9 protein-coding genes are annotated in these 17349 nt (G+C 67.5%); 6 read left to right on the top strand and 3 right to left on the bottom strand.

All coding sequences use genetic code 11. The features are described 5' to 3' along the window. Positions 1 to 3 precede the first annotated feature (3 nt). Complete coding sequence (locus QHG62_RS23660; RefSeq protein WP_281148063.1) at positions 4 to 864, bottom strand: helix-turn-helix domain-containing protein; 861 nt, start codon at positions 862 to 864, stop codon at positions 4 to 6. Positions 865 to 1086: 222 nt separating this feature from the next. Between QHG62_RS23660 and QHG62_RS23655 the strand changes: the two genes are divergently transcribed. The 3 genes from QHG62_RS23655 (at position 1087) to QHG62_RS23645 (ending at position 13732) form a co-directional block, all read left to right on the top strand. Beyond that, entirely contained in the window at positions 1087 to 9153 is an 8067-nt protein-coding gene (locus QHG62_RS23655; RefSeq protein ID WP_281148062.1) for an SdrD B-like domain-containing protein, read from the top strand. Between the two features lie 65 nt (positions 9154 to 9218). Continuing rightward, a complete protein-coding gene (locus QHG62_RS23650; protein WP_281148061.1) occupies positions 9219 to 13463 on the top strand; it encodes an OmpA family protein in 4245 nt (1414 codons plus the stop codon). A gap of 26 nt (positions 13464 to 13489) precedes the next feature. Beyond that, positions 13490 to 13732: a hypothetical protein gene (locus QHG62_RS23645; RefSeq protein WP_281148060.1), complete on the top strand. Its 243-nt coding sequence runs from the start codon at positions 13490 to 13492 to the stop codon at positions 13730 to 13732. A gap of 29 nt (positions 13733 to 13761) precedes the next feature. Here QHG62_RS23645 and QHG62_RS23640 read toward each other — a convergent pair whose 3' ends face one another. Together QHG62_RS23640 and QHG62_RS23635 are read right to left on the bottom strand one after the other, a co-directional pair. Further along, complete coding sequence (locus QHG62_RS23640) at positions 13762 to 14655, bottom strand: hypothetical protein (RefSeq protein WP_281148059.1); 894 nt, start codon at positions 14653 to 14655, stop codon at positions 13762 to 13764. 300 nt (positions 14656 to 14955) lie between these two features. Next, positions 14956 to 15807 (bottom strand): plasmid replication/partition related protein, encoded by an 852-nt coding sequence (locus QHG62_RS23635; protein WP_281148058.1) that lies wholly within the window; start codon positions 15805 to 15807, stop codon positions 14956 to 14958. Between the two features lie 307 nt (positions 15808 to 16114). Here QHG62_RS23635 and QHG62_RS23630 point away from each other — a divergent pair, with 307 nt between their 5' ends. The 3 genes from QHG62_RS23630 (at position 16115) to QHG62_RS23620 (ending at position 17346) form a co-directional block, all read left to right on the top strand. After that, a complete protein-coding gene (locus QHG62_RS23630; protein ID WP_432445558.1) occupies positions 16115 to 16660 on the top strand; it encodes a sigma-70 family RNA polymerase sigma factor in 546 nt (181 codons plus the stop codon). A gap of 104 nt (positions 16661 to 16764) precedes the next feature. After that, the gene (locus tag QHG62_RS23625; protein ID WP_281148057.1) at positions 16765 to 16992 is read left to right on the top strand and encodes a DUF4880 domain-containing protein; all 228 of its coding nucleotides are present in this window, start codon (positions 16765 to 16767) and stop codon (positions 16990 to 16992) included. Positions 16993 to 17094: 102 nt separating this feature from the next. Further along, complete coding sequence (locus QHG62_RS23620; RefSeq protein ID WP_281148056.1) at positions 17095 to 17346, top strand: MbtH family protein; 252 nt, start codon at positions 17095 to 17097, stop codon at positions 17344 to 17346. Positions 17347 to 17349: the final 3 nt, after the last annotated feature.

Here is a 17349-nt window from a genome sequence, read left to right as displayed (position 1 = left end):
GCCTCAGGCCCCGGAGACCGGCATGGACACAGGCACGGTCAAACGCGACGGGCGGGGCAACGAAGCCGCCTTGCCACCGAGCGTGCTGCGAAACCCGCTCGGCGTTTCCTGGAAGCGCTCGCGAAACGCGGTCGAAAAATTGGCTGCGCTCGAAAACCCGACGGCCAGCGCCACGTCTTCCACGCTGAGCGCCGTTTCCGCCAGCAAGCGCCGCGCTTCGGACAGCCGGGCTTCGCGCACAAACTCGAACACCGTGCGGCCCGTCAGTTCGCGAAACACGCGCGACAAGCGCTTTTCATGCGTGCCCACGCGCTCGGCCAGTTCCGGCAGGGGCGGCACGTTCGCCAGGTCCGACATCACGAGCCGCTGGGCCGCCAGGGCAATCACCCGATCGGGCCCGGCCTCCCTTTTTTCGATATCTGGCTGCGCCTCTGCGGCGGGGCTGTCTGCCCGCGGGTGCTTGCTGCTGGCCAGCACCAGGTGCACGGAGACGCGGGCCAGCACTTCGGCCGGTTCGTAGGGCTTGAGGATGTAGTCGACAGCACCTTCATGCAGGCCCGTCAGCCTTTCTTCCACCGAGGCGGACGAGGTGACGAAGATCACAGGGATATGCGCGGTGGAGGGGTCGGCCTTCAGCAGCCGGCAGGTGGCAAAGCCGTCCGCGCCGCTCATGCGCACGTCCAGCAGGATCAGGTCCGGCTGCAGCGCCGTCGCCCGCCTGTAGCCCTGCATCGCGTCGAAAGCCATGCTGATGCGGTGTCCCTCGCCCCTTAAAGCTGCCAGCAGAAGCTGCAGTTCGTCGATGTTGTCGTCGACCAGGAGGATGTGTGCGCGCCGGGCGGGAACGGAGGACCAGTAAGACATTCGTTTAGCGTAGGGCGTGGCCTATGAAAACGCATGTGACGGAATTCACGTTCCGTTGCAATCGTAAACGAATGTCAGTTTTTCAAAACATTTCGTCCGGCGCAGCAAAAGCCTGCTAGGCGCTCCCCTCGAAGAATCGCGCTCTTTCCTGGACACCTGCGCCGCATTCCGCGGCGCCCAACGCACGGTGCCGGGGCCATCAGAGCAATTACGAGGGACGGGATGCCCAACACCCCAACGATCTTGTCGGGCGCGAAAGCGCCGAGCGATTTCTTCCACCTTGCGCGGCAGGCATTGCAAAGGCGCATGGCGCGGCTTTCCGCGCGCATCGCCGTTCCGGCTGCGACTCTGCTGCTGGCCTCGGCCGCCCATGCGATTCCGCAGGTTTCCAGCCTGGTGCACACGCCCGACATTCTTCCGGCGGGCGGCACGGTCACCAGCACGGTGACCATCGCCGAAACCGACAGCCTGCCGATCGGGGCGCCGGGTACCTCGTTCACCTACGAGATTCCGGGCAACAGCATCTACATGGGCACGAGCGCCGTGCCTGTCGGCAGCTGCAGTTCGACCGTGCCGGTGGGCTCCCCGGGGCAAGGCGTGGTCACCTGCTCGGGCATCACGCTCGCGGCCAACCAGACCCTCGACTTCAAGCTGATGCTGCGCACCATCTCGCAGGGCACGCTGAGCGTCAAGGCCGAGCCTGCGGGCGGGGGCCCGTCGGAAACCAAGAACATCACCGTGAACCAGGGCGCCGACGTGGCCGTGGCCATCACGGCGCCTCCCACAGCCCCCAGCGGCGCGACGGTGCCGATCGCGTTCACGCTCACCAACAACGGGCCCGACTCGAGCTCGGGCACGACGCTCACCTACAACATTCCCACCGGCCTTTTCGTCTCGGACAACGGCCTGCCATCGGGCTGTTCCATCAGCGGCAGCCAGCTGACCTGCAACGCCGGTGTTCTTGCGCTCAACGGCACGCGCATCTTCACCGTGAACGGCGTGGTCACCGCAGCCGCGGGCTCCACCATCACGCACCAGCCGGCAATTGCACCGGCGGGTGCAATCGGCGACGGCGTGTCCGAGAACAACAACGCCACTGCCAACACCACGGTGACCGCGGGCACCGTGCTCTCGATGACCAAGACCCACAACGGCGGCCAACTGCTCGTGGGCCAGCGCTTCAACTTCACGCTGACGCCCCGCTTCAGCGGCAGCGCGCCCACTGGCGTGACGCTCTCCGACACGTTGCCGGCCAACTTCCGGATCGACTCCTTGACACCTGGCGCCGGGTGGACCTGCTCTTCCGCGGGGCAGACCGTGAGCTGCGCGCGCGCCAATATCGGCGGCGCAGGCGGTGCTGACCAGTCGCTCGGCAACGTCGTGGTTGCGGTCACTGCCATCACGGCAGGTACGGGCGTGGTCAATGAAGCGACGGTGAATGCCACCGGCCCGGTGGCAACCTCGGCCACGGGCAGCGTGCCTGCCGACGTGGCGAATTCGGCCACCGACTTCCGCGCCGACAAGCGCCGCGGATGGCCCCAGAACAACGTGCCGATCGGCCAGGCTTTCGACTACCAGGTCGGCGCCACCAACCTCGGCGGTACGCGCCTTCTTGCGGGCAGCACGATCAACCTGGTCGACGACCTGCCGGCCGGCGTGCAGATCAACAGCGTCACGCAGCGCGACGGCTACAGCTGCACGATCACCAAGGGCAGCTCCCCCGTCGTGGCACCAGTCGACGGGCCGGCCAGGGTGAACTGCACGCGCACGACCAATGCCGACATCAACGTCGACACCTCGAGCGGCAACACCGCGCGCAATGCGGGCTACGTGATTGTCAACGTCACGATCCCGTCGCTACCCTCGGGCGGCGGACAGATCGTCAACAGCATGTGCGTGAACGTGGCGCTGCCCGCGAGCGACCCCACGGCAGGCGCCGACCCTGACGCCAACACCGGCAACGACTGCGTCAACCTGGGCACCGGCGTGGACGACAGCGCCAACTATGCGGATGTCAGGGTTCTGAAGCGTGTGGTGGGCATCGGCAGCAGCGACGCGAACCGGCAGACCGCGGGTCAGGCGGTCACATGGGAGATCGAGATCGTCAACGACGGCCCCTCGACCGCGCAGAACGTCGCCGTCACGGACACATTCCGGCAGGTGCTGCAGGCGGCGGGATCGCCTTCGGTCTCGGTGGCTCCCAACGGCGCCACGTTCCCGGCCTGTTCGCTGCCTGCTCCTTCGGGCGGCGCGGGCAATACCTCGCTCGCGAACTGCAACATCACGCAATTGCCCAAGTGCCGCGCCAGCACCGACCCGGTAACGGCAACGCCGCTGTGCCCGGTGATCACGGTCGTGGCCCGGCACTACGGCGACGGCGCTTCGGCGTCGGACCACCGCTTCGATATTCCCAATACGGCCACCGCTATCGCAGCCACGCCCGCGGACCCGACCCTCAACAACAACAGCGCCGCGGCCAACGCGTACTACAACGCGCTGACCGACGTCACCGTGACGAAGACGGCAAGCCCCAATGAGGTGCCCGTGGGGCAGTTGCTGACCTACACGCTCACGGCGCTCAACCGCACCGTGCAGGACGGCAGCTTCAGCCGGGCCTACGACGTGACGGTGACTGACACCCTGCCGGCCAACCTGATGTTCCTCGGGGCCGACGCGTCGGCAGGTGGAACCTGCTCTGAAAAGCCGCTCACCACCGCACCCACGGGTGCCGCAAGCAACAACAAACTTGTGTGCAGTTGGGCTTCGCTCGACCGCAACCAGCAGCAGACCGTCAGCGTGCGGGTGAGGCCGCTGTACGCGATATACGCGCTCAACAACAGACCCGAGCTCATCACAAACAACGTCTCCGTCGCGACGCTGACACCGGAGGCCACCACATCCAATAACACGGCGACCGCCAACGCCAGCGTGACTGGGCCCAACTACGACCTGGTGATCACGAAGACCGAGGACGTCGACCCAGCGAACGTGGGCGACAACGTGACCTACATCATCACGGTGTCGAACAACAGGCCCTCGGCCGCCGAGTCGATCGAGGTAATCGACACGCTGCCGGCCGTTGGGTCGAACGGTGAACCGGGGCCCGCCTTCATATCGGCAAGCGCGCCCGCCGGCATCGTGATTGAGTCGCCGGCGATCGACTCGGTCGGGCAGAAGGTGAAGTTCACCATCCCGGTCCTGGGTGGCAACGGTACCGGAGCGACCGGCCCCGCAGATGCTCCCAACACAATGCAGCTGCGCGTAACCGTGCGCGGCATCTCACGCGGCTCATTTCAGAACCAAGCCAGCGTTTGGTTTAAAGAGGCCGCACAGAACGCCTTCGACGGGCAACCGACCAACAACGTCGTCACCGAGAACACCGCCTTTCGTTTCAAGGCCGATGTGGAGGTGGTCTCCAAAATGGCGGTGTCTACGGGCACTGCAACGCCGCTAGCCACCGTGGCCATCGGCCAGAGCTTCGACTGGCTCGTGCAGCTGCGCAACAACGGCCCCGACAGCGCCGAGACGACGAGCTTTACCGACACGCTGCCTACCGGCTTGGCGCTGACGGGCACGCCGGTGTTCACCGTAACCGGCGGCACCTTCACGCCCACGGCTCCCACCTGCACGGGCAGCGCGGGCGGCACCAGCGTGAGCTGCGCCATCACTTCGATGCCGGCGAACGGCACGGCCACCGTGCGCATTCCGGTGCGCACCACCACCGGCACCACGCCCGCCAACGGCACGCCGTTCACCAATCGCGCGCACCTGGTCACCACCGGCTCGGGCGACACCAACGGCGGCGCCGATCCGGACGCCGGCAACAACTTCAAAGAGGGCAGCATCACCGTGCAGAGCAGCGCGCTGAGCGGCCGTGTGTATGAAGACCTGGACGGCGACGGGCAGATCGACACCGGCGAGCCCGGCATTGGCGGCGTCACGATGCGCCTGACCGGCACCGACAGCCTGGGCAACGCCGTCTCGCTGACCACCACCACGGCCACCGACGGCACCTGGAGCTTCACCGTGCCCGCGGGCACCTACAGCGTGGCCGAGGACCAGCCCGCGGCCTACCAGCCGGGCATTACTCGCGCGGGTGGCGTTACCGGCGTGGGCAGCACGGCCGGCACAGTGCCGGCGGGCACCTCGAGCGGGCCCAACGGCTCCAATGCCAACCGCATCGACACCATCGTGCTTGGCTTGGGCGGCACCTCGACTGCCAACAACTTTGGCGAAGTGCGCCCCGCAAGCCTTGCCGGCCGCGTGTACCGCGACGCCGACTACAACTACGCCGCGAGCGCAGGCGACCCCGGCATTGCGGGCGTGACGGTCACGCTCACCGGCACCGACATGTTCGGCAACGCCGTGTCGACGACCGCTACCACGGCCAGCGGCACCGGCAACTACGCGTTCAACAACCTCCTGCCCGGCAGCTACACCGTGACCGAGACGCAGCCCGCCGCCTTTGCGGACGGCAGCGATGCGGCCGGCACGGCCGGCGGCACAGCGGCCAACGACGTGGTGAGCGCGATTGCATTGCGCTCGAACGTGAACGGCACAGGCTATGACTTCGGCGAGCTGCTCACCCGCATTCCGGTGCGCGTGTTTGTCGACGGCAACAACGACGGCCTGCCGCAGGCGGGCGACACGGGCATTCCCACCGTGGAAGTGCGCCTCACCGGCACCGACGCCGCGGGCAACCCGGTCAACATCGTCGCCGTGCCCTCGGGCCCGGACGGCAGCTACGAGTTCCGCAATGTGCCGCCTTCGGCAGCCGGTGGCTACACCATCACCGAGACACAGCCGTCCAACTACGCGCCTGGCAAGGCCAATGCCAACGGCCATCCGGGCACGGCCCAGGCTGGCGGCAACGCGATCACCGGCGTGACCGTGGCCGGCACCAACCCGCCGCTCACTCAGGGCGACTACTACTTCGGCGAGCTGCTGCCCGCCGGCATCTCGGGCCGCGTGTACTACGACCGCGACGGCAGCGGCGCGCAAGGCGCACCGGCCACCGAGCCCGGCATTGCGGGCGTGACGATCACTCTCACCGGCACTGACGTCAACGGCAATTCCGTGACGCGCACGACCACCACCGATGCGAGCGGCGACTACAACTTCGCCAACCTCGCACCCGGCAGCTACACCGTCACCGAAACCCGTCCCACCGGCTACGAGCCAGGGATCACGCGCGCCGGCAATGTCAGCGGCGCCGGCAGCACGCCGGGTTCCGTGCCCACCAGCGGCAGCGGCGTGTCGAACGGACCGAACGGATCGAACGCCAACGTCATCCAGAACATCGTGCTCGCAGCGGCGGGTGCGGGTTCGGCCGCCAACAATTTCTCCGCCGTGCGCCCGGCCAGCGTGTCCGGCTACGTGTATGCCGACGTCGCTCCTTCGAACGGCACCCGCGACACCGCCGAGCCCGGCATTGCAGGCACCACGGTGCGCGTGACCGGCACCGACTTCCTCGGCAACGCGGTCACGCAAACAGTGCAGGCCGCTGCCGACGGCCGCTACCTGGTCGACAAGCTGCTGCCCGGTACCTACCAGATCGACGAGACGCAGCCGGACGGCGTGGCCGACGGCCCCGAGTCGCTCGGCACCGTGGGCGGCACGCCGCGCGGCACGGTGAACCCCGGCAGCGTGAACGACCGCTTCGGCGCGCTCGTGCTCACATCGGAAGACGCAGGCATCGACTACAACTTCGGCGAGCGCGGCGGCCAGATCGCGGGCTGGGTGTATGTGGACACCAACAACGACGGCATCCGCCAGGCGGGCGAGCCGGGCATTCCCGGCGTCAGCGTCACGCTCACCGGCCGCTCGGCCAGCGGGCTGGCGGTGAACGCCACCGTGGTCACCGATGCGAATGGCCGCTACGTCTTCACCGGCCTGCTCCCGGCCGACGCCACCGGCTACACCTTGCGCGAAACGCAACCCGTGACGTTTGCCGACGGCCTCGACTCGGTCGGTTCGCTCGATGGCACGGCTGTCGGCAAGCCCGGCAACGACGTGCTCTCCGCCATCATGTACCGGGGCGGCAATGGCGACGACTACAACTTCGGCGAGCGCGGCGCATCCATTGCGGGCACCGTCTACAACGACGCGAACCGCAACGGAACGCGCGAACCGCAAGACCTTCCGATTGCGGGCGTGACCATCACGCTCACCGGCACCGACGCCGCGGGCAACCCCGTGACGCGCACCGCCGTTACCGGCCCCGACGGCCGCTATGAGCTCGCAGGCCTGCCGTTGCCTGGCACCGGCGGCTACACCGTCACCGAGACGCAGCCCAGCGGCTACGACGAGGGCATTGCCATTCCTGGAACGCTCGGCGGTTCGGTGCAGGGCACCAACCAGATCCGCGTCAACTTCACCACGCTGGCGGCCAATGGCACGGGCTACGACTTCAACGAGCACAACAACCTGCCTGCGTCGCTGACCGGCACCGTGTGGTTCGACCAGAACCACAACCGCAGCCGCGAAAGCGGCGAAGGCCAGGGCGAAGGCTGGACCGTGGAGCTGATGCGCTGCGCCGACGGCGGCAACGCCTGCCCCGAAACCGCCGCCACCGTGCTCTACACCGTGACCACGGCTGCGGACGGCAGCTACCGCTTCGGCGACCTCACGCCGGGTGAATACCGCGTGCGCTTCCGCTCGCCCGACGGCCGCACCGTCGGCGGCGTGTGGCCTACCGATGCGGCGCAGAACGGCGCGGGCGGCCCTTACCCCACGCCGGCCGCGAGCGACCCACGCTTCTCCATCAAGGTGCGTGTGAACGCCGGTGCCAACGTGCAGCGGCAAGACCTGCCGTACGACCCAGGTGGCGTGGTGTACGACAGCGTGAGCGGCACGCCCGTGCCCGGCGCCGTGGTGCGCCTGGTCGGCCCGCCGGGCTTCGATCCGGCGCAGCATCTGCTCGACGGCCGCGACACCTACACCACCGGCCCCAACGGCTACTACGACTTCTTCGTGCTGCCGGGCGCACCGGCGGGCGAGTACCGCCTGGCGGTCACGCCGCCCGGCAGCTACCTGCCGTCGTCCATCTACCCGCCGGCGGCGGGCGGGCTCGGCACGCAGTCGTGCTCCGCACCGGCGAACGGACCCGCACCCGCGCAGAGCAACCCCTGCGTGGTGAGCCCGGGCGCGGGGCTGGTGCCCGGCGCCGGCTACTACCTGGCGTTCCAGATGCCGGGCGGCGGCGGCCAGCATGTGGTGGCCAACAACATTCCGCTCGACCCGTCGGACGCCACGCTCATCGAGCTGCGCAAGACCAGCTCGAAGCTGACGGTGAAGAAGGGCGAACTGCTGCCCTACCGCATCACGGCGCGCAACACCCGCGGCAACCCCGTGCCGGGCGTGGCCGTGGTCGACACCCTGCCGCCGGGCTTCCGCTACGTGCAGGGCTCGCTCACCGTGCGCACCATGCCGGGCGGCGTCGCGCTGCCGGTGGTGCCGCAGATCAACGGCCGCCAGGTCGTGGTGCCCGGCCAGAACTTTGCGCCCAACGAGACCAAGGAATACCTGATGGTTGCGGGCGTGGGGGTCGGCGTGGGCGAGGGCGAGTTCGTCAACCAGGTCATCGCCACGCAGGGCGTGGGCGGCCGCGTGCTGTCGAACCTGGCCACCGCCACGGTGCGCGTGGTGCCCGATGCGCTCTTCGACTGCACCGACGTGATCGGCAAGGTCTACGACGACAAGAACGCCAACGGCTACCAGGACGAAGGCGAGCCCGGCCTTGCGAACGTGCGCATCGCCACCGTGAACGGCGTGCTGGTAACCACCGACGCCGAAGGCCGCTACCACATTGCCTGCGCTGCCATTCCGAAGGAAGGCACCGGCAGCAACCTGGTGCTCAAGCTCGACGACCGCACGCTGCCTTCGGGCTACCGCACCACCAGCGAGAACCCGGCCGCCGAGCGCGCCACGCGCGGCAAGGTGCTGAAGGTGAACTTCGGCGCGACGGTGCACCGCGTGGTCCGCCTCGCGCTGCAGGGCACTGCATTCGAAGACGGCAACGCCGCACTGCGCGCCGGCTTCGTGCCCGAGCTCGACCGCACGGTGAACGTGCTGGCCGAGAAGGCCTCGGTGCTGCGCTTGGCCTACAAGGCCGCGCCCGGCGAAGCCGAAGCGCTCGGCCGCCAGCGCACCGATGCGGTGAAGGCCGCCGTGCTCTCGCGCTGGAAGCAGCTGGGCGAGCAGCGCGAAAGCCGCAAGGAGCCGCCGCTCTTCAACCTGGACATCGAAGTCGAGCTGGTGCCCGCTGCCACGCCCGCGGTGAAGCCATGACGCGAGAACGAGTGAACGCCATGAAAAGCCACCTGACACCGAAGAACCCGTTCAAGCGAGCCGATATGAGAAAGCTTCCGAAGCGCATCGCCCTGGCGGGCGCCGTCACCGCCGCCTGCATGGCCATGGGGCTTGCCGCGGCGCAGGAAACCGCCGTGCGCGGCCGCATGCTCGACCATGCCGCGGCCGACCCACGCGCGGTGGACATCGACGGCGCGCGCCACCTGCCGCGCAGCGGCGAGCGCGAGCTGCCCAAGGCCACCTTCGTTCTCGGCGATGCGCGCGAGCCGGCGGCAACACCGGTTGCCGCTGTCGCACAGGCCACTGCTGCGGCCACGGAGCGCAGCGAAGCCGAGACCCCGCAATTCGCATCGGGCTCCGATCTTCTGGCTTCGGCAGACCGGGCGCAGCTCGACCGCATCGCCGGCCTGGTGAAGGGCCGCGACAAGCTGCGCTTCGAGATCGTGGGCCATACCGACGCGCAGCCGTTGAGCGCCAAATCGCGCGAGCGCTTTGCCGACAACCACGCCCTGGGCCTGGCACGTGCACAGCAGGTGGCGCGCTATCTCACGCAGCGCCTCGGCCTGCCCGAATCCGCGGCGGCCGCAAGCTCCCGCGGCCCTGACGAGCCCGTTGCAGCGCCCGCGTCCGATCCGGTCAACTGGCCGGCCAACCGGCGCGTGGAAGTGCGCGTGTACTGGACCGACGCGGCACCCGCCGTGGCGAGTGCGCCCGCCGCTGCACCGGCCGAGCCCGGCGTGTGCCGCACCTTCACCGCCATCGGCACCGACGATGCGCCGCTGCGCCTGAGCGTGGACGGCCAATTGCTCGACGGCAAGGGTGCCGCGGTACCGGGCGGGGAGGGTGCCACCAGCGCCGACCGCCAGCGCTGCGTCGACGTGCAGCTCGAGCGCAACCAGCTGCGCCTGCAATACGACAACCTTTCGCAGCCGCGCCGCCTGAGCGCCGCCGCCTGGCCCACCACCGTGGTGGCCGGCGACACCGTGCGCTTTGCGGGCTACAGCAACTACCTGCTGTTCACCGCCAAGGCCGAGCTGCGCATCTTCACGGCCAATGACGTGATGCAGCGGCGCCTGCTCGCCACGCTGCCGCTCAATACCGAAATGCGCGGCGAATGGCAGGTGCCTGCAGGCCTGCTCGACCGGCTTGCGGATGGCGCCGGCGGCAAGCTCTACTACCGGCTGCGCGTGTACGACCGCCAAGGCCGGTTCGACGAGACCGACGATCTTTCGCTCACCGTGGCCGAGCGCCACGCGCCCGAAACGACAACCCCCGACCCGGCCCGCGAACTGCTGCGCGCCTATGGCCAGAACAACGTCGCCATCGCCAACATTCCGCTCGCGGCGGGCACCGTCACCGCCAGCGGCGCGGCCATTCGCCCCGGCGAGAAAGTGCGCGCGCTCGGCTTTGCGGTGCCGGTGGACGACAACGGCCGCTTCGTGTTTCAACAGCTCGTGCCGCGCCGCGTGCAGACCGGCGAGATTGCGGTCACCGATGCGCAGGGCGCCACGCGCTCGTACCGCCGCGACTTCGACCTGCCCGCAAGCGACTGGTTCTTCGTGGGCCAGGCCGACCTGACGGTGGGCAGCAACAGCGTGAGCGGCCCGGCCGCGATCATGACCAACGACAAGAACCGCTACGGCGGTGGCGGCTGGAGCGAAGGCCGCATCGCGGGTTATGCCAAGGGCCAGCTCAACGACCGCTGGACGCTCACGGCCAGCGTCGACACCGAGGAGCGTCCGCTCAAGGACCTGTTCCGCAACCTCGACCGCAAGGACCCGACCTCGCTGTTCCGCCGCTTCGACCCCGAAGATTCGTGGACCACTTTCGGTGACGACTCCACCACCATCGAGGACGCGCCCACGCAGGGCCGCTTCTACCTGCGCGTGGACGACGGCCGCTCGCAGGCGATGTGGGGCAACTTCAAGCTCAACTTCGGCGACACCGAACTCACCCGCGTGAGCCGCGGCCTCTATGGCTTCCATGGCCGGTACCTGGGCGACGAATCGACCTCGTTCGGCGAGGCGCGCCTGAAGGTCGATACCTTTGCGGCCGAGCCGGGCACGCTGGCCGCGCGCGAGGAATTCCGCGGCACCGGCGGCTCGCTGTACTACCTGCGCAACCAGGACATCACACGCGGCGCCGAGCGCGTGAACATCGAAATCCGCGACCGCGATTCCGGCTTTGTGCTCAAGCGTACGCAGCTCGTGCCCAGCTCCGACTACGAGATCGACTACCTGCAGGGCCGCGTGCTGCTCTCCGCACCGCTGCCCAGCCTGTCGGACGACGGCTCGCTGGTGCGTGCCGGCGGCCTCACGGGCATGCCGACCTTCCTGGTGGTCGACTACGAATACACGCCGATCGCAAGCTCGCTCGACACGCTCGCCATCGGCGGACGCGTGTCGTGGTGGGCCAACGACCATGTGGGCGTCGGCGTGACCGCGTCGCGGCAAGACCAGATCGGCGCCGACCAGCGGCTGGCGGGTGCGGACATCACGCTGCGCAAGACCGAGACCACCTATCTCAAGGGCGAGTTCGCGCGCAGCAAGGGCCCGGGCACCGCCCAGCTCGACTCGCTCGACGGCGGCTTCAGCTTCAGCGGGCGCAACGGCGCCCTGGGCAACACATTGGGCAACGGCCCCACCGGCAATGCGAACGCATGGCGCCTCGAAGGGCAGGCCGACCTGGCCGACTTCGAGATGAAGGGCGGCGGCCGCATCAGCGCCTATGCGCAGTCGCGCGATGCGGGCTTCTCGGCACCGGGCCAGTACGCCAGCAACGCCACGCGCCAGGTCGGAGTGTCGGCCGCCGTGCCTTTCGGCGAGAAGGGCGAGGGCGGCGAGCTGCGCCTGAAGGCCGACCGACGCGACGAGCGCGACGGCTACAACAGCAGCGTGATCGACGCGCAATACGGCCTGCGCCTGTCGTCCGACTGGAAGCTGGGCCTCGGCATGCGCTACGACGACAAGACCGGCGACTCGCTCATCACCAGCCCGTCGCTGCCCAGCACGCAGGCGGTCTCCGGCGAGCGCGCCGACGCCGCGGTGCAGCTGGAATACACCGGCAACGACCGCTGGAGCCTCTACGGCTTTGCGCAGAAGACGCTGCGCCGCACCGGCACGCGGCTGGACAACGACCGGCTGGGCTTTGGCGGGCGCTATCGCGTCAGCGACAAGCTCGCGCTGCGCGGCGAGCTCTCGACCGGTGACGGCGGCCTGGCAGGCAAGGCCGGTGTCGACTACCAGTTCGACGACCGCTCCAACCTCTACATGACCTATGTGGCGGACACCGGCCGCACCGACGAGAACCTCATCGGCCGCGGCGGCAGCCTGGTGACCGGCGTGCGCTCGCGCGTGGCCGACGGGCTCACCATGTTTACCGAGCACCGCCATGCCACCGGCACGCAACCCGGCCTCACGCATGCCTACGGGGTGCAGTACGCGCCCGACGCCAACTGGACCGTTGGCGTCAATTTCGAGAACGGCTGGGTCGGCGCCGAAACGCTGGGTGCCACGCGCCGCGAAGCAGTGGCGCTCACCGCCGGCTACTCGAGTGAACGCCTCAAGTACAGCGGCGGCCTCGAGTACCGCAAGGACCGCACCACGGCGGAAGCGCGCACCAGCTGGCTGGTGAAGAACTCGTTCTCGTGGAAGGTGAACGACGACGCGCGCTGGGTCGGCAAGTTCAACTGGGCCGACAGCGACAGCAGCACCGGTGCATTGGCCGCGGCCAAGTACACGGAGGCGATGCTCGGCTACGCACTGCGCCCCGCGCTGGACGACCGGCTCAACCTGCTCTTCAAGTACACCTACCTGTACGACCTCTCTTCGCCGGGCCAGGTGGTGTCGGCGGGCGGGCTCGATTCGAGCCTGGGCACCGTGTCGACCACCGGCATCGACTACCAGCAGCGCAGCCATGTGTTCGCGATCGACGCCACCTACGACATCAACGAGCGCTGGACCGTCGGCGGCAAGTACGCATGGCGCCGCGGCGAACTGCGCGCGAGCCGCGACAACTCGGCGCCGTGGTTCAAGAGCTCGGCCGAACTGGCGGTGCTGCGCGTCGACTGGAAGCTGGTGCGCAACTGGGACTGGATGGTCGAGTGGCGCTCGCTGCGTGCCAAGGAACTCAAGGACCGCAAGAACGGCTGGGTCACGGCCGCCTACTACCATGTGAACGAGAACCTCAAGGTGGGCGTGGGCTACAACTTTACCGACTACTCCGACAACCTGACCGACATGAGCTATCGCAGCAAGGGATGGTTCCTGAACGTGCTCGGCAAGTTCTGAAGCGGCGGCGCACGGGAGAAAAACGCATGCGCGAACGACATGAAATCGACCTGATCGTGCCCTTGGTCGACATCGCCGAAGCGCTTGTCTCCCGGCAATACCCCGGCGACAGCCGCGGGCGCTACAAGCTCTACGAGGAGTGGGCGCAAGACTTTCTTGCGGACTTCGTCAGCCGAGCCGCCGCGGGGCGAAGGCCCGAGGAAACCTACCGGAAGGACATCGCCGACTTCGCGATTCGCAAGGCCGCGGCGTACGGGTTCGCGGCCTAGCGGGAGAGCGGCGCCTTTGCTCCTGCCCGTCAATGCAGGGCAGCCTGCAGCGCCAGGAATGTTTCCATCTCCGCAGTGGCGGTAGTGCCCGAGCGATTCGCCAGCGCTCGCACCACCTTCAGCACTTCGCGGAAGATCTCGGCGTCGTGGGCCGCCGAGCGCTGGTCTTCTTCCTTCCAGCCGAACGTGGCCCAGCCATTTCGCGCCGACACCTGATGGTCCAACGGGCCGAGCGCCTCGAACAGCGCCTTCATCAAGGCCGCGCCGCGCAATTGGCCGTCGTGCACTACCGGGCTGCCGTCTGTGTAGGTGATCCGCATCAGGTCGGGCGGCAGTTCGAGCCGGCCCCAGGGGTCCAGCAGCGTTGCAAGGCGATTCCACATTGCACTGGCCGCGTAGCTTTCGGAGAACACCTGCGCTTGCAGGGCCTGCAACGTGCCGGGCAGGGGACGCTCCGGCCCCGCGCCCGGGCGCAAGGCGTATTCAGCCCACCGCGCGGTGCCTTCCAGCAGCCAGCGCGCCTTGAACATGGTGTAGCCGTACTGGTATTGGTGAAAGAGTTCGTGGGCGGGCGATACGTTCTGGTTCGAATGGCTGTTCAGCAGGTCGATGCGCAACGCGCAGTGCCCCTGGGGGCCATCGATGCCAAGGCGGTAGTTCGTTGCTTCGTCATAGGAGCGGCCGTTGCCTTTCTCCATCTTGAACAGGAAGACGTCGATCGACGCGGTGCGCGCATTGCGAGCCTGGCGCATCGGATGCGTGAGGCCCATCACTTCGGAGAAGATGCGCCGCCCCACCACCAGTTGCGTGGCCACGTCCTCGACCTTGTCGGGCACGCCGTTGCGGTTGGCATCGCGGGCGTCGGGCAATCTGTGCTCCCCATCCAGCGTGTAGAAGATGCGGAACTCATCGTGCACATGCATGCGATCGAGCCGGGGAAGGTCTGCATTGCGTGCTGTGCGGCATTCTTTCGGGCCTGTTCCCTGCGCTGCGGCAGGAAAGGCGGCAACGAGCACGGAGCCGATGAAGAGAAGGGCTTCTTTCCAGCAAGAGTGCCGGAAAATTCCACGAGAACTCCGCCGTTTGCCGAACGGCGCGGAGGTGGCATCTCGCGGGTGTCTCATTGCGTTTTCAGTATGCCACCGGCAGGCAAAGCGGCGCATCGCCTTCGCGCGCCCGCGGTTCACGGGTTGCCCGACTTTGCGTAGGCCGTTTTCGCAATCTCAGTTCGCCAGTTGCGCCTGCAACTCGGCGACCTGCTTGCGCAGGGCGTCGTTCTCGGCCGTGAGCTCGGCCACGCGCTGCTCGAGCAGTGCAAGTGCGTCGGCCTTTGACGGCTGATCGGCCTCGTTCGACTCAGCCGATTCAGCAGCCTCGGCCGCTTCTTCGCGCGGCTTGCGCTTGGCTTCGCGAACCCGCTTGGCGGCCTGCTTGAGTTCGTCCTTGCCGGCGTTCGCCGCAGAAACCTGTTCTTCAGCGGGCAGGCTGGCCACTGCCGCGGCCGTGTTGATGGAGATGACGCCCGACTTCACGGCCGCGACCAGTTCAGGCGCGGCCTGTTTCTGGATCTTCTCGATCATCACCACCTGGTTGCTGCTGAGCCGCGCTGCGCGTGCAATGGCCTCGCGGCTGCTCAGCGGGGCCGGCGGGGGCAGGGCGGGCGCGTTGTCATCGGACGAGCCGGCGGGCGGGTCGGCATCGAAGGGGGCATCGTCGCCCGGCGGTGCCGTGTCGGCCATTGCGCGCGCGCGGCGCTCGTCGACGATGTCTTTCTTGCGCAATGCCAGCACGCCGCGAAGAAAATCGGAAATGCTGCGCCGGCCCAGGTGCTGGTCGATCATCCAGAGGTGCACGTCCTCTATCGTCTTGAAGCGCGTGTTCTGCACCGTTTGAAAAGGCAGGCCGTGCTTCTGGCAAATGCCATAGCGGTTGTGGCCGTCCACCAGCACGTCGCCCCACAGCACCAGCGCATCGCGGCAGCCCTCGGCAAGGATGCTGCGCTCCAGCGCCTCGTGCTCCTCCGGAGTCAATGGATCTATATAGGCTTTGAGTTCTTCGTTGACGACGATGTTCATGAGGCAGGGATCGGAGAAAGGGCCGGAATTCTAGTTGCCGGCCGTACGCGATCATTTGGCTGTCATGCAAGCGGCCCACCATCGCCGAACGTTTGGTTGCGCTAAATCCGGCGCCTGGCTGTCTCGCTTTGGTGCGCTCGAACGTCTAGTGGGTATGGAGCATGAAGGGATCGGGAAATGGGGCATTTTTGTATCCACAAGTAGTAATAATTCTCATTTGTATTGAGCACTTCAGGAGTACCTCCCTCATGTTCATGTGTCTTCAACCTCGTCAACGTCCTTTCGCGCGGTCTGCGCTGCGCCTCGCATGATGAGAGAGCCCATCGACATGGCGTTGCCTCTTTCCGAGCCCACGCTCGCCGAAGTCTTCATTGCGAACCGCCCGCAGCTTTTGCGCGTGGCACGGCGGATCGTGCGCACCGCGGAACTCGCCGACGACGTGCTGCAGGACGCCTACCTGAAGATCACCGACGGCCCCTGCGTGCGCAAGGCCGACCGGCCGATCGGCTATTGCTGCCAGGTGGTGCGCAACGTGGCGCTCGACTGCTGCCGGCGCCATACCGTGGAAGCCAACTACCGCACCTTCGACGTCGATGTCGAAGCGCTGGACGTGGCCGGCCCGCCTTCGCCCGACCGCCTGATGCGCGAGCGGCAGGCGATCCACGCCATCGACAAGGTGCTGGCGGCACTGCCTGCACGAACGCGCCTCGTGTTCGAGCTCTATCGCCTCGAGGGCCTCACACAGCGCGAAATCGCATTGCGCCTGGGTTGCGCGCTCGGGCTGGTGAACGGGTTGATCGCCGAGGCGGCACAAGCAATCAAGGAATGCGGCCGGCTGCTCGACGACGATTGAGCCCTGGGCATTCGAGGCCCTGAACGCGTGCGAGATTGGTGTAAGGTAAAAGCCTTAGCGCCGATGCATTGTGCTGCCGCGCAATGCCACACACCTTCACGCACATGACACAAGAGCAGGACGATCCGATCTGGAACGCCGCATGGCAATGGGTTCAGCGCGAGTACGACCGCGAGAGCTTCGATGCAGCCGCGCGCAGCGAGATGACCGCCTGGCTTCTTGCCGACCCGCTTCACCGCAAGGCCTACGACAAGGCGGCCCGCCTGTGGCTGCTGGCGGGCCTGGTGCCGCCTGAGTCTCCGCCTGCTTCTCCCCCGGCTCCTTCGGAGTGAACAGATCGCGTCCTGAAACGTCTTGTTGAACAGAGGAGCGAACAGATGGCCCGCCGGGCCGCCCGATCGCCACAACCTGTTCAACCGCATAAGGACGCATCCATGTCGACGAGCTGCTTCGATCGCGAAGACGAGACCTTCATTGTTCTGGTCAACCACGAAGACCAGTATTCCATCTGGCCCCACTGGAAGGCCGTGCCAAAGGGGTGGACCGCGGTCGACGGCATCAAGGGCGACAAGAAGACCGCGCTTGCCTACGTCGAAGCAACGTGGACCGATATGCGGCCACGCTCGCTGCGCGAATGGATGGCGCAGCAGCAACAGAACCCGACCACCGAACCTGCCGCCGGTTGATCC

Source organism: Variovorax paradoxus, assembly GCF_029919115.1.
Classification (GTDB): Bacteria; Pseudomonadota; Gammaproteobacteria; order Burkholderiales; family Burkholderiaceae_C; genus Variovorax; species Variovorax paradoxus_O.
The sequence above is the reverse complement of the archived record's forward strand: the minus strand, read 5'-3'. Positions and strand labels throughout refer to the sequence as shown.

What these genes read in the sequence shown, in the direction of transcription:
- QHG62_RS23660 (WP_281148063.1), bottom strand. Translation starts at nt 864, where the DNA reads ATGTCTTACTGGTCCTCCGTTCCCGCCCGGCGCGCACACATCCTCCTG.
- QHG62_RS23640 (WP_281148059.1), bottom strand. Translation starts at nt 14,655, where the DNA reads ATGCATGTGCACGATGAGTTCCGCATCTTCTACACGCTGGATGGGGAG.
- QHG62_RS23650 (WP_281148061.1), top strand. Translation starts at nt 9,219, where the DNA reads ATGAGAAAGCTTCCGAAGCGCATCGCCCTGGCGGGCGCCGTCACCGCC.
- QHG62_RS23645 (WP_281148060.1), top strand. Translation starts at nt 13,490, where the DNA reads ATGCGCGAACGACATGAAATCGACCTGATCGTGCCCTTGGTCGACATC.
- QHG62_RS23625 (WP_281148057.1), top strand. Translation starts at nt 16,765, where the DNA reads ATGACACAAGAGCAGGACGATCCGATCTGGAACGCCGCATGGCAATGG.
- QHG62_RS23620 (WP_281148056.1), top strand. Translation starts at nt 17,095, where the DNA reads ATGTCGACGAGCTGCTTCGATCGCGAAGACGAGACCTTCATTGTTCTG.
- QHG62_RS23655 (WP_281148062.1), top strand. Translation starts at nt 1,087, where the DNA reads ATGCCCAACACCCCAACGATCTTGTCGGGCGCGAAAGCGCCGAGCGAT.
- QHG62_RS23635 (WP_281148058.1), bottom strand. Translation starts at nt 15,807, where the DNA reads ATGAACATCGTCGTCAACGAAGAACTCAAAGCCTATATAGATCCATTG.
- QHG62_RS23630 (WP_432445558.1), top strand. Translation starts at nt 16,115, where the DNA reads ATGATGAGAGAGCCCATCGACATGGCGTTGCCTCTTTCCGAGCCCACG.